Genomic DNA, 13,279 nt, shown 5'->3' on the forward strand with positions numbered 1-13,279 from the left:
CCGAATACGGCTCGGGAAACGTGGGCAGGAGCACATTTCGTACGGGCCGGACGCCGTTTTTCGTACGCCGTCCCCGCACGGGTGGTCACTCGCGGAACGGCTTGACCGTGACCAGTGTCTGTGCAGGTCGACACGGGTGTGCCCGAGATTTCGCGGGTTCCGCCCCGCCCACGTACCGGCCCCGTGCCTCACTCGTACGGACGTACGGCGATTCACTCCGCAGATGGGTGCGGGGAAATGCGATCGGCTGTAAAAATGGCTCGGCATTTCACCGACACGGAGGTATTCATTTGTCCGTCCGCGCTGAAAACGAAGCACAGGAAACGCCCCAGCAGGCGCTCGGGGCAGCGGCGGCGCGCAATCTCGCCACCACCACGAAGTCCGCGCCGCAGATGCAGGAGATCACCTCCCGCTGGCTGCTCAAGGCGTTGCCGTGGGTCTCTGTGCAGGGCGGCACCTACCGGGTCAACCGCCGCCTCTCCTACTCCGTGGGCGACGGCCGCGTCACCTTCGTCCAGACCGGCTCGCAGGTCAGCGTCATCCCCGACGAACTGCGCGAACTGCCGCCGCTGCGCGACTTCGAGGACGCCGAGGCGCTCCGCGAACTCGCCGGCCGCTGCGAGCAGCGCGTCTACCCCGCCGGTACGGTCATCACGACCGCCGGGGAGGCCGCCGACGCGGTCCACCTCCTCGCCCACGGCCGCATCGCCCGCCTCGGCACCGGCTCGTACGGCGACGAGACGAGCCTCGGCCTCATCGGCGACGGCTCCTACTTCGGCGAACAGGCCCTCCTGTCCGGGGACGCAGTCTGGGAGAGCACGGCCCGCGCCGAGACCGAGTGCACGGTCCTCGTCCTCAGCCGCGCCGACGTGCTCAACCTCGCCGAGCGCGCCCCCGCCCTCGCCGACCACCTGCGCCGCGCGGCCCTCGTGCCCGAGCAGCGCACCAACAAGTACGGCGAGGCCGCGATCGACCTCGCCGCCGGGCACAGCGGCGAGCCGGTCATCCCGCACACGTTCGTCGACTACGAGGCGAGCCCCCGCGAGTACGAACTCTCCGTCGCGCAGACGGTATTGAAGGTCCACACGCGCGTCGCGGACCTCTACAACCAGCCGATGAACCAGACCGAGCACCAACTCCGGCTCACCGTTGAGGCCTTGCGCGAGCGTCAGGAGCACGAACTCGTCAACAACCGGGACTTCGGGCTCCTCGCCAACGCCGCCTACGACCAGCGCCTCCAGCCGCACGACGAGGTGCCGAGCCCGGACGACATGGACGAACTCCTCTCCCGCCGCCGGGGGTCGAAGCTCTTCCTCGCCCACCCGCGCGCCATCGCCGCCTTCGGTCGCGAGTGCAACAGGCGCGGCCTCGTCCCCGAGTCGATCGACGTCGGCGGCCACCGCGTCCCGACCTGGCGCGGCGTACCGATCTACCCCTGCAACAAGATCCCGGTGCGCGAGGACCGCACGACCTCGATCATCTGCATGCGTACGGGCGAGGAGGAGCAGGGCGTCATCGGCCTGCACCAGCCGGGCATCCCCGACGAACTGGAGGCGAGCCTGTCCTGCCGCTTCATGGGCATCGACGAGCAGGCGATCATCTCCTACCTCGTCACCGCCTACTACTCGGCGGCCGTCCTCGTCCCGGACGCGCTCGGGGTCCTGGAGAACGTGCAGGTGAGCCGCTGGCGCTGAGCCGCTGGCGCTGAGCGGCCGGCGCTGAGCCCGCACACACGGCGGCCCGTACCCCCTCGGGTGGGGTACGGGCCGCCGCGCGTCCGCCGGACCGGCGCGGTCACCAGGTGAGCGCGTCGCTCATCTCGCGCTGCCAGTAGCTGACCGACGCGTTGTCGTCCAGGTACACCTTGCCCCCCGGCGCGTTCAGCGTGGCGGTGCCGCCGACCGAGCCCGCGTCGTTCCTGCCGGTCATCGAGACCGTGACCTTGCGCGAGGTACGGGCGTGGTCGCCGTCGCCGCCGAGCGCGACCGAGGCGTAGGCGTGCTCGCCCGGGGCGAGCGTCACGACCGCCTGCGGCTTCGAGTCCTCGATCCGCTGCGTGGCCGCCTGGTCGCCGTCGAAGCCGACGTACGGGGCGTAGTAGGCGTTGCAGGTGGCGCCTGAGGTGTTGGTGAGGGTGATGAGGAGGTGGTTGAGGGGGCGGGAGACGGAGGAGACCTGGACCTTGCTGTTGGAGGCGGTGCAGGGGGTGTCGGTGGGGCCCTTCTCGGAGCCCCGGCCGGCCTGCGCACCGCCGGCACCGGCCGAGTTCTTGGCCGTACCGCCGCCCGACGTCGTACCGCCCGCCGAGTCCGTACCGGAGCCCGAGCCGGAGGAGCCCTGGGCGGAAGTGCCCGAGGAGCCGGAGGTGCCCGAGGAGCCGGAGGTGGCCGAGGAGCCGGAGGTGCCCGCCGTGTTGCCGCCGTCCCCCTTGCCGGACTCCTCCGCAGGCTGCCCCTTCTCCTTCTGGCTCGCCTGGGAGACGGTGGTCGCGGGGCCCGCGTCCTTCGCCTCGCCGACCCCGCCGCTGCCTTCGCCCGAGCAGGCGGTGAGCGAGAGGGCGCCCGCCGCGACGAGTGCGGCGGCGAGGGTACGAAGGGAGCGGGTGCGGCTGTAGGCGCGCATGGCGAAGCCTCTCGAGCGGTACGTGGGTGTCGCACGGCCACCGGCGGTGTGCCCGGTGGTGCGGCCGGTCGTGAACCGGCGCCGTGCTTTGATGTCCTGAGCTTGGCCCCGCCCGTGTCCCGGCCGCCAGCGTGACGGGCCCGGCCGGGACACCGGAACGATTCCACCCCCTCTGACCTGCGCGAACGAGGGACGCCTGGAACGGCCGGACGGGACGGCGGCGGGGGTGCGAAGGACTGAGGGAAGGCGGTACGGGGTGGCTTCGGGAGCCGAGAGCGAGGCGTTCGCGGCACGGTTGAAGGAGCTCAAGGAGCGGTCCGGGCTGAGTTACGGTCAGCTCGCCAAGCGCCTGCATCTGAGCACGTCGACCCTGCACCGCTACTGCAACGGGGACGCGCTCCCGGCGGAGTTCACCCCCGCCGACCGCCTCGCCCGCCTGTGCGGCGCGGACCGTGCTGAACTGATGGACCTGCACCGCCGCTGGCTCCTCGCGGACGCGGCCCGGGCGGCGGCGAAGGAACAGCAGGAGGCGGTACGGAGCGAGCCGACGCCATCCGCGCAGGCGGAACCCGAGCCGGACGAGGCCGGGGCGGAGGCCGTACCGGCGGAGGCCGGGGCGGAACCCGTACCGGCGGAGGCCGCGGCGGAACCCGTACCGGAGAAGGCCGCCGAAGCCCCCGCCCCCGGGAAGCCCGCCCCGGCCCGCGTCCCGCAGCAGCCAAGGCCCGCGCCCGCCGCCGGGGAGGAGGAGCCTGCCGAGGCCACCGTCACCGGTACGGTCCCGGCGCCGTCCTCCCGTCCCCGCCGCCCCCGCGTCCTCCTCGCCTCCGCCGCCGCGCTCGTGGTGCTCGTGGCCGGGGGCGGCATCGTGGCGGGGCGGCTCGCTGGCGGGAGCGGGGACGGGGGAGCGGGGGACGAGGCGGCGGCGAAGGCCGGACACGCGGCGGCGGGCCGGGCGGTGACTCCCAGCCGTACGCACACCGAGAGCCACGCACCCTCGAAGAGTCCCTCGCACACGCCCTCGCCGCACCCGCCCCCGAGCCGCACGGCTTCCGCCACGCCGAGCCGGTCGGTGGCGGCCCCCACGGGCACCCCGGTCACGGCGCGCGTCAACGCGCACGCGTGGGAGGACCCGTGCAGCCCCCGCTACCTCGTGCACAGCGATCACGAGGAGATGCCGCCCCCGCCGACCGAGGGCGACGCGGCGGGGTGGGCGCGGGCGCTCGGCGCGGTGCCGGCCGGGAAGCAGCGGGTCGCGGTGACGCTCCAGGGGACGGGCGAGGAGACGGTCGTCCTCAACGCGATGCGGGTACGGACGCTGCGGAGCGGGCCGCCGCTCGCCTGGGACGCGTACATCATGGGCGTGGGCTGCGGCGGCAACGTCCCGGCGGAGGGCTTCACGACCGACCTCGACGCGCCCCGGCCCGCGCTCAAGCCCCTCTCGGGGCAGCGGGACTTCCCGTACAAGGTGAGCGCGAGCGACCCCGAGGTCTTCTACGTGACGGCGAACACGGCGGCGCACGACGTCACGTGGTGCCTGGAGATCGACTGGTCCAGCGGCGACCGCCACGGAACGCTCCGCGTCACCGACGCGGGAACCCCCTTCCGCACGGCCCCCGCCAAGAACCGCCCCACGTGGCAGTGGCCACCGGGCGACACCGAGTGGGGGCCGGAGGTGAAGGGGTAGGAGGTCAGTCGACGGTCGGGTCGAGGACTTCCGCGATGGTGCGCGCGGTGAGGGCGCGGTCGAACCAGGTGTCGAGGGTGTCGAGGTCGGTGCAGGCGTTGATGCGGGCGGTGGCGTCCTCGGTGAGGGAGACGCCGTGGGCGTCGAGGAGCTTGAGGAGGAGGGAGATCTTCCCCTCGGCCTTTCCCTCGGCCTTCCCCTCGGCCTTTCCCTCGGTCTTGCCGGTGGCCTCCCCTTCGGCCTTTCCCTCGAGGAAAGTCCGCTCAAGGAGAGTGCCGCTTCCGGGGAAGTAGCTGGCCCTCATGATGTCCTCCCAGAGTGCGCGGTGGCCGGTGCCGGCCAGCCCCATGTTCACGATATCGAAAAAGTACTCACTGGACCGCGCATCGGCCTTGCGCAGCGCGGTACCCACCGCCCTCAGTGTCTCGGGGGTCAGTCTGTGGCTCGCGTGCGTGAGGACCGAGAAGACAGCGAGAGCGAGGTCGTCGGCGGCCTCGGCCGGATCGGTGATGAGCGGAACGTTGTGCGGGCCCGCCACCAGCGGGCGCAGCGTCAGGCTCGGCCAGTCCGCCCCGCCGAGCTCGAAGGGCCCCTCGGCCCAGCGGGCCGTGTGCTCGTCGGTGCAGACGACCAGGAGATTGGCCGGGCACTGGTATTTCGCCGCCAGGTACCCCAGGTAGTACGTCCAGGTGGCGGCCTTGTCCGGGGCCTTCCTGCCCTGCGCCTCGATGGCGAGCAGGAAGGGCTTCCCCTCCGAGGGGGTGATGTGCAGGACGCTGTCGATGCGCCGCTCGATGGGGCGGATCTCCGTGACGTCCGAATTGAGCACGTCCACAGCGAGCTTCGGGGGAAGCGGAACACCGAGCATCCGGAAGACCGGGCCGAGCAGTTCGGGCCGGTCCTGGAAGACGCGGTGTGATGCCTCGTGTTGCGAGGTGACCATGTGAGCACTCTACGTAGCCATCTCGCGCCGGAACGTTCCGCCATCGAGGTGATCACCCGATCGTGGGCGTGGCGGGCTTCGGCCTGTCCGCGCCGACCGTCCCTTGGGACGCCGTATCCGTTGCCGTGTCCGCGCCCTAAGCTGCGCAGCCATGACACCCGCACCCGTTCCCGCGCAAGCGCAAGCGCAAGCGCAAGCGCAAGCCCCCGCCCCGCACCGCCTTCCGCCGCTCGCCGCCCGTGCCGCCGCCGTCAAGTCCTCGCCCGTGCGCGACATCCTCGCCGTCACCGCGCGGCCCGAGGTCATCAACTTCGCGGGTGGGCTGCCCGCGCCGGAGTTCTTCGACGTGGCGGGGGTCGCCGCCGCCTTCGCCGCCGTGCTGGGCGAGGGCGGGAGCGGCGGCAAGGCGCTCCAGTACGCCACGACCGAGGGCGAGCCGACGCTGCGGGCCGCGCTCGCCGCCCGTACGACCGCGCGCGGACTCCCCACCGACGCGCGGGATCTGCTCGTCACGACCGGTTCTCAGCAGGGCCTGCACCTCGTGACGAGCGCGCTCGTCGAGGCGGGGGACACGGTGCTCGTCGAGAGCCCGTGCTACCTCGCCGCGCTCCAGGTCTTCGCCTTCGCCGGGGCGCGCGTCGTGCCCGTGCCGTGCGACGGGGACGGCGTCGACCCGGATGCCCTCGACGCGCTCGCCGCGCGCGAGCGGCCCAAGTTCTTCTACTCGGTTCCCACCTTCCAGAACCCCACGGGCCGCACCACGCCCGCCGCCCGCCGCGCCGCCGTCGCCGACGTCGCCGCGCGGCGCGGCTTCTGGCTCCTGGAGGACGACCCCTACGGGGAGTTGCGGTACGAGGGGGAGCGCGTGCCCTGGCTCGCGACGTACCCGGGCGCCGAGGACCGCACCGTGCTGCTCGGCAGCTTCTCGAAGGTCATGTCACCCGGGCTGCGGCTCGGCTGGCTGCGCGCGCCCGAGGCGCTGCGGCGTGCCTGCGCGGTCGTCAAGCAGTCCACCGACCTGCACACCCCGACCCTCAACCAGCTCGCCGCCGCACGGTACTTGGCCGACCGCGACCTCGACGCGCACGTGGCGTCCGTCGCCGCCGCGTACGGCCGGCGCAGGGACGCGATGCTCGCCGCGCTCCCCGAAGCCCTCCCGGACGGCGCGGACTTCGCGCGCCCCGAGGGCGGCATGTTCGTGTGGGCGCGGCTCCCGGAGGGGGCCGACGCGGCGGAGCTGCTGCGCGAGGTGATCACCTACGACGTGGCGTACGTGCCGGGGGCGCCGTTCTACGCGGCGGACCCGGACCCGCGCACCCTGCGCCTGTGCTTCGTCACGCAGGACGAGGCCACGATCGCGGAGGGCTTGGGGAGGCTGGGCACCGCGCTGCGGAAGTGACGTCAACCCGCCGCCGTACCCGCGGGGCGGGGGCGGACCGCCCCGGCGTTGGCCATGCCGCCGGGGAGGGGGCCGCCCCGTTCCGTCACGGCTCCCCGTCCCCTCACAGACTCACAGGCTCACAGACTCTTCGGCGCCCTGATCCCCAGCAACCCCAGCCCCGCCGCCAGCGTGTCCGCCGTCAGCTCGCACAGGAAGAGCCGGTTCGCCACGACCTCCGGGGAGTTGTCCTCCGACAGGACGTGGCACTGGTCGTAGAACGTCGTGTACAGCGAGGCCGTCTGGTACAGGTACGCGGCGAGCTTGTGCGGCGCGTACTCGTGGGTGGCCTCCAGGACCTGGTCCCCGAAGGCGTCCAGGTGGAGACCGAGGGCGCGTTCGGCCGGGGCGAGCGGGAGCTCGGCGTGGGCGGCCGGGGCCGGGGCGTCCGAGTCCTTCGCGCGCCGCAGGATCGACTGGATACGGGCATACGCGTACTGGATGTACACGCTCGTGTCGCCGTTGAGCGAGACCATCTGGTCCAGGTCGAACTTGTAGTCGCGGTTCGCCGACGTCGACAGGTCCGCGTACTTGACCGCGCCGATGCCGACCTGCGCGCCCCGCTCCGCGATCTCCTCCTCGCTCAGCTGCCCCTTGACGTCCTTCTCGCGCACGACGGCCGTCGCCCGCGTGACGGCCTCGTCGAGGAGGTCGACGAGCCGGACGGACTCGCCCGCCCGCGTCTTGAACGGCTTGCCGTCCGCGCCGAGCACCGTGCCGAAGGCGAGCTGCACGGCCCGGACGTCCTCGCTCAGCCAGCCCGCCCGCTTCGCGGTCTCGAAGACCATCTTGAAGTGCAGCGCCTGCCGCGCGTCCACGACGTACAGGAGGGTGTCCGCCTTCAGCTCGAAGACCCGATTCCGGATCGCCGAGAGGTCGGTCGCCGCGTACCCGAAGCCGCCGTTGGACTTCCGCACGATGAGCGGGACCGGCTGGCCGTCGGGGCCCTTCACGTCGTCGAAGAAGACGCACAGCGCGCCCTCGGAGCGCACCGCGACGCCCGACTGCTCCAGGAGGTCGCAGGTCTCGGCGAGCATGTCGTTGTACCCGGACTCGCCGACGATGTCGGCGTCGCGGATGTCCATGTCGAGCTTGCCGAAGAGCGCGTTGAAGTAGACCTTCGACTCGTCCACGAACCGGTGCCAGAAGTCGAGGGTCTCCTCGTCCCCGGCCTGGAGGTCCACGACCCGCCGCCTGGCCCGGTCCTTGAAGCCCTCGTCCTCGTCGAAGAGCGCCTTGGACGCCTTGTAGACCCGGTTCAGGTTCGACATGGCGGCTTCACCGGCGGCCTGCGAGACCTCGGAGGGGTCCGAGGAGCGGTCCAGCTCCGCCGGGTGCTCGATGAGGTACTGGATGAGCATGCCGAACTGGGTGCCCCAGTCGCCGATGTGGTGGCGCCGGATCACGGTCTCGCCCGTGAACTCCAGCATCCGCATCACGGCGTCGCCGATGACCGCCGAGCGCAGGTGCCCGACGTGCATCTCCTTGGCCACGTTCGGCTGCGCGTAGTCGATCACGGTCCGGCCCGGGTGCTTCGCGTACGGGACGCCGAGCCGCTCACCGGCGGCGGCCCGTGCCGCCAGGTTCCGCAGGAGCGCCTCGTCCGAGACGGTGATGTTGAGGAAGCCGGGGCCCGAGACCTCGACGTCCTTGATCACCGCGCTGTCCGGGAGCGCCGCCACGACCTGGGTCGCCAGCTCGCGCGGATTGGCCTTCGCCTTCTTCGCGAGCGCGAGCACCCCGTTGGCCTGGAAGTCGGCCCGGTCGCTTCGGCGCAGCAGCGGGTCCGCGTCGGCGGCGCCCGGCAGGGCGGCGGCGAGAGCGTCCTTGAGCTGCTGTTCGACGGAAGCGGTGAGGGACGTGACCGAAGCCATAGGAAGGGGAGCCGTTCTCCTCGGGGGTGCAGATACTCCCGCCAGTATCCCACCAGGCCGCCACGCCTCTCGAACGGTTATCCCGCGCGGGCTCCGTATCCCGTTTTCCCCCACGCCCCCGCTCCTGGGACAATGGGCGACGACCATCCCCGTTCTCCCCGGAAGAAGGACGTGCCGATCGTGGCTCAGAGCACAGAGACCGCAGACTGGGTCTCCCGTTACGCCGACGAGGTCATCGCCGAGTCCGAGCGTCGTGCCCCGGGCAAACCGGTCGTCGTCGCCTCCGGGCTCTCGCCCTCGGGCCCCATCCACCTCGGCAACCTGCGCGAGGTCATGACCCCGCACCTCGTCGCCGACGAGATCCGCAGGCGCGGGTACCAGGTCCGCCACCTCATCTCGTGGGACGACTACGACCGCTACCGCAAGGTCCCGAACGGTGTCGACGGTGTCGACGAGTCCTGGGCCGCGCACATCGGCAAGCCGCTGACCTCGGTCCCGGCCCCGAAGGGCTCCGCGTACCCGAACTGGGCGGAGCACTTCAAGGCCGCGATGACCGGCGCGCTCGCGGACCTCGGGGTCGATTTCGACGGCATCAGCCAGACCGCCCAGTACACGGCGGGCGTCTACCGCGAGCAGATCCTGCACGCGATGCGCGAGCGCGGCCGGATCGACGCGATCCTCGACAAGTACCGGACGAAGAAGAAGCCCGGCAAGCAGAGCCAGAAGCCGCTCGACGAGGCCGAGGTCGAGGCCGCCGAGGGCTCCGGCGCGGCGAGCGAGGACGACGGCAGCGGCGGCGCGGGCGGCTACTACCCGTACAAGCCCTACTGCGGGAACTGCGCGAAGGACCTCACGACGGTCACGGCGTACGACGACGAGAGCACCGAGCTCTCCTACACGTGCGCCGACTGCGGCTTCTCGGAGACGGTGAAGCTCTCCGAGTTCAACCGCGGCAAGCTGGTCTGGAAGGTCGACTGGCCCATGCGCTGGGCCTTCGAGGGCGTGATCTTCGAGCCCTCCGGCGTGGACCACTCCTCGCCCGGTTCCTCGTACGTCGTCGGCGGGCAGATCGTCCGCGAGATCTTCGGCGGTACGCAGCCCATCGGGCCGATGTACGCCTTCGTCGGGATCAGCGGCATGGCGAAGATGTCGAGCTCCAAGGGCGGGGTCCCCACCCCGGCCGACGCGCTGCGCATCATGGAGGCGCCGCTGCTGCGCTGGCTGTACGCGCGCCGCCGCCCGAACCAGTCGTTCAAGATCGCCTTCGACCAGGAGATCCAGCGCCTGTACGACGAGTGGGACAAGCTCGGCGCGAAGGTCGCGGACGGCTCCGCGCTCCCGGCGGACACCGCCGCGTACACGCGCGCGGTCGGCACGGCCGCCGGGCCGCTGCCCGCGACGCCGCGCCCGCTCCCGTACCGCACCCTCGCCTCCGTCGCGGACATCACGGCGGGCGCGGAGGACCAGACGCTGCGCATCCTCGGCGAGCTGGACCCGAACCACCCGCTCGACTCGCTCGACGCGGTGCGGCCCCGGCTCGACCGCGCCGAGGCGTGGATCTCCACGTACGTCGCGGCCGACCAGCGCACGGTGGTACGGACCGAGCCCGACGCGGAGCTGCTCGGCTCGCTCGGCGACACCGACCGCGAGTCGCTGCGGCTGCTCGCCGAGGGGCTCGGCACGCACTGGTCGCTCGACGGCCTGACGACGCTCGTCTACGGCGTGCCGAAGATCATGGCCGGGCTCGACCCGGAGGCGAAGCCGACGCCGGAGCTGAAGACCGCGCAGCGCACCTTCTTCGCGCTCCTGTACCGCCTCCTCGTCGGCCGCGACACGGGCCCCCGCCTGCCCACGCTGCTCCTCGCGGTGGGCGCGGAGCGGGTGCGGTTCCTGCTGGGGCAGTGAGGCGCACGCGTACGGGAAAGGGCCGGACCTCCTCGTGGGGGCCGGCCCTCTCCCGTACGCGCGGGGTGGCTCAGGCGGGCGCGTCGGCGTCCAGCTCGCCGGTGTGGCGCGGCTCGAACTCGTCCAGCCAGGCCGTGAGTTCACGCTCGGGCAGCGGGCCGCCCTCGGGGGCGCTGACGTTGTAGTTCTCCAGGAGGTACTTGCCGAACTGGCGCGGGTTCGGGAAGCCGCCCATCTCGCGCACGTACTGCCGGAAGACGCCGTAGAACGCGTCCTCGCGCGAGATGTCGTCGGGCAGCCAGTCGTCCCTCTCGGCGGCGGCGTCCTCGGCGGGGGTCTCCTCGGCGGGCGCCCCCGCGGCGGGGGAGTCCTGGCGCTGGCCGGGGATGCGGGGGCCGGGAACCGGCTCGACGGGCTCGGGCCGCTCCTCGGCGAGCGGACGCGTGCGGTACGGGCCGTTCGGGACCTGGATGGGCTCCTGCGGCTGCCCGCCCTGCTGCGCCTGCTGGTCCTGCTCCCCCTCGTACCAGTGCTGCGGCTGGTACGGCGCGTGGAAGCGCGGGGCGAAGCGCGGGTCCTCCTCGTCGGCCGGGGGTTCCGGGTACTGCGGGTCCTCGGGGGGCGGCGCGGAGGGCTCGGGGTCGAAGGTCGGGTCGTAGCCGCCCTGGTAGGCGACGGCCTGGGGGTGGCCCTTGAACCACGGGCTCGTCGGGTCCTGCGCGGCGGGCTGCTCGTGGACGGGCGCGGCCTGCGGGGGCTGTTGCTGTTGCGGGACGGGCCGGGGCGGTACGGGCTGCTGCGGGGCCGAGTCGGGTGCCTGGGCCGTGAGCTGTGCCCTGGGTGGCGTCTGAGCGACCGCCGCCGTCTCCACCGGGGCCACGACCGGCCTGCTCGGGTCGATGCCCGCCGCCGCGAGCCCGTCCGCCGCCGTGTCCGCGAGCGGCACCCCGTACTTCGCCAGGCGCAGCGGCATGAGCGACTCGACGGGCGCCTTGCGGCGCCAGGAACGGCCGAAGCGGGAGCGCAGGCGGGCCCGGTAGACGAGCCGCTCCTGCTCCAGCTTGATGACCTCCTCGTAACTGCGCAGCTCCCACAGCTTCATGCGCCGCCACAGCAGGAAGGTCGGCACGGGGGAGAGGAGCCAGCGGGTGATCCGCACGCCCTCCATGTGCCGGTCGGCCGTGATGTCGGCGATCCGCCCGATGGCGTGCCGCGCGGCCTCGACGGAGACGACGAAGAGGACGGGGATGACGGCGTGCATGCCGACGCCGAGCGGGTCGGGCCAGGCGGCGGCGCCGTTGAAGGCGATCGTCGCGGCCGTGAGCAGCCAGGCCGTCTGACGCAGCAGCGGGAAGGGGATACGAATCCAGGTCAGGAGCAGGTCGAGCGCGAGCAGGACGCAGATCCCCGCGTCGATGCCGATCGGCAGGACGTAGCTGAAGTTGCCGAAGCCCTTCTCCAGGGCGAGTTCGCGCACGGCCGCGTACGAACCGGCGAAACCGATCCCCGCGATGATCACCGCGCCCGCGACGACCACACCCACGAGGATGCGGTGAGTCCGTGTCAACTGCGTCGCGGCCACCCGCGATCCCTCCCTCTGCCCGACAGGCGCCTTCCGACGTGCGCCCCCACAGATTGGCACACGCGTTCGGCGGGTGAGGTCACCGGGCGGCCTCGCACGCGTCCTCGCGCGCGGGTTCGCCCAAGCGGGAGCGGGGGCGGGGTGTGTCCTGATCGTTACGGCGGCGGGACGCGGAACCCCCGCACCGGCCGGTCCTGGGAGGGGACCGGCCGGTGCGGGGGTGGCGGAGCGTGCCGGGGGGTCAGCCCGCCGACTTCTCCGTGTCGGCGTCCTTGCCCGCGTCCTTGTCGCCGGACGCGTCGCCGGACTTGTCCTCGTCCGCGCCGGCCGACTTCGAGGCGGAGGGGCTCGCGGCCGGGGACTTGGAGGACTTGGCGTCCTTGCCCGACTCGTCCGCGTCCGACTTCTTGTCGTCGTCCGCCTTGGGGGACTCGCTCGCGCCCTTCGAGGCGTCGTCCGAGCCCGACGCCGCGCCGCCGTTCGCCGTCGCGACGGCCGCGACCGCGTCGCCCGCCGCGCGCTTGGCGTCCTTGAGGAGCTTCGCCGGGTCCGGGTCCTTCTCGCCCGCGAGACCCGCGCCGTTGTAGTCGAGGGTGAGGACCGCGTTCGCCGTGCGCACGAGCAGCGTCTGCTGCTTGAAGTCCCCCTCCTTCTTCTTCAGCTCGTACGTGACGGCGGTCGCCTCGTCGCCGAGCCCCGTGACCTTCTCGCTCTTGAGGCCCTTCGCGTCCGCCGTCGCCCGCGCCGCCGTGACCTGCTTGGCGAGGTAGGAGGCGGCGCGCTCGTCGCCCGTGCCGAGGGTCGCGTCCGAGTCGAAGCGGACGAGGGCGAGGCTCAGCCACCGGTACTGCGAACCGTGCACGCCGTTGCTGTCGAGGCTGTTCCAGGAGCAGGTGCCGCGCGCGTTGAGGTCGTCGGAGCTGCCCTGGCTGCCCTTCTTGTCCTTCGCGGCGGGCACGAGCGCCTTGAGGGTCTTGGCGCTCAGCGCCGCGCACGGCTCGGGGAGCTTCGCGTACTTCGCCCGTACGGTCGCCGTGCCGGTGGCGTCGGGGGAGGCGCTCTCGCTCGTCTTCGCGTCCTTGCCGCTCCCGGCGGCGGCCGACTGCTTGGCGTCGTCCTTCGCCGCGCCGCCGTCGCCGTCGTCGGAGGAGCAGCCCGCCGCCACGAGGATCACGGGAACGGCAGCGCAGGCGAGTATGCGGGAGAGGCGCTGTACTGGTCGGTGCAT

9 protein-coding genes are annotated in these 13,279 nt (G+C 72.5%); 4 read left to right on the top strand and 5 right to left on the bottom strand.

Translation table 11 applies throughout. The features are described from left to right. Positions 1-290 precede the first annotated feature (290 nt). Positions 291-1,694, top strand: a complete 1,404-nt coding sequence (locus ACIP4O_RS28760) for a family 2B encapsulin nanocompartment shell protein (RefSeq protein ID WP_401578901.1) — start codon at positions 291-293, stop codon at positions 1,692-1,694. Between the two features lie 100 nt (positions 1,695-1,794). Here the strand turns inward: ACIP4O_RS28760 and ACIP4O_RS28765 are convergent, their stop codons facing one another. After that, on the bottom strand, positions 1,795-2,622 hold the full coding sequence (locus ACIP4O_RS28765; RefSeq protein ID WP_401578903.1) for a DUF4232 domain-containing protein: 828 nt from the start codon (positions 2,620-2,622) through the stop codon (positions 1,795-1,797). 256 nt (positions 2,623-2,878) lie between these two features. Between ACIP4O_RS28765 and ACIP4O_RS28770 the strand changes: the two genes are divergently transcribed. Then, on the top strand, positions 2,879-4,309 hold the full coding sequence (locus tag ACIP4O_RS28770) for a helix-turn-helix domain-containing protein (RefSeq protein ID WP_401578905.1): 1,431 nt from the start codon (positions 2,879-2,881) through the stop codon (positions 4,307-4,309). Positions 4,310-4,313: 4 nt separating this feature from the next. Here the strand turns inward: ACIP4O_RS28770 and ACIP4O_RS28775 are convergent, their stop codons facing one another. Then, positions 4,314-5,252 (bottom strand): hypothetical protein, encoded by a 939-nt coding sequence (locus ACIP4O_RS28775; protein ID WP_401578907.1) that lies wholly within the window; start codon positions 5,250-5,252, stop codon positions 4,314-4,316. 151 nt (positions 5,253-5,403) lie between these two features. On the opposite strand from ACIP4O_RS28775, the gene ACIP4O_RS28780 reads away from it, so the two are divergent. Beyond that, positions 5,404-6,651, top strand: a complete 1,248-nt coding sequence (locus tag ACIP4O_RS28780; RefSeq protein ID WP_401578909.1) for a PLP-dependent aminotransferase family protein — start codon at positions 5,404-5,406, stop codon at positions 6,649-6,651. Between the two features lie 119 nt (positions 6,652-6,770). Here ACIP4O_RS28780 and argS read toward each other — a convergent pair whose 3' ends face one another. Then, complete coding sequence (gene argS, locus ACIP4O_RS28785; RefSeq protein ID WP_401578911.1) at positions 6,771-8,564, bottom strand: arginine--tRNA ligase; 1,794 nt, start codon at positions 8,562-8,564, stop codon at positions 6,771-6,773. A gap of 171 nt (positions 8,565-8,735) precedes the next feature. On the opposite strand from argS, the gene lysS reads away from it, so the two are divergent. Beyond that, on the top strand, positions 8,736-10,469 hold the full coding sequence (lysS, locus tag ACIP4O_RS28790) for a lysine--tRNA ligase (RefSeq protein ID WP_401578913.1): 1,734 nt from the start codon (positions 8,736-8,738) through the stop codon (positions 10,467-10,469). A 70-nt stretch (positions 10,470-10,539) separates the two neighbouring features. On the opposite strand, the gene ACIP4O_RS28795 is transcribed toward lysS, so the two are convergent. Both ACIP4O_RS28795 and ACIP4O_RS28800 read right to left on the bottom strand, forming a co-directional pair. Next, a complete protein-coding gene (locus ACIP4O_RS28795) occupies positions 10,540-12,051 on the bottom strand; it encodes a DUF2637 domain-containing protein (protein ID WP_401578915.1) in 1,512 nt (503 codons plus the stop codon). Positions 12,052-12,292: 241 nt separating this feature from the next. Beyond that, entirely contained in the window at positions 12,293-13,279 is a 987-nt protein-coding gene (locus ACIP4O_RS28800) for a DUF3558 domain-containing protein (protein WP_401578917.1), read from the bottom strand.

The organism is Streptomyces sp. NPDC088923, from assembly GCF_044749745.1.
Classification (GTDB): Bacteria; Actinomycetota; Actinomycetes; order Streptomycetales; family Streptomycetaceae; genus Streptomyces.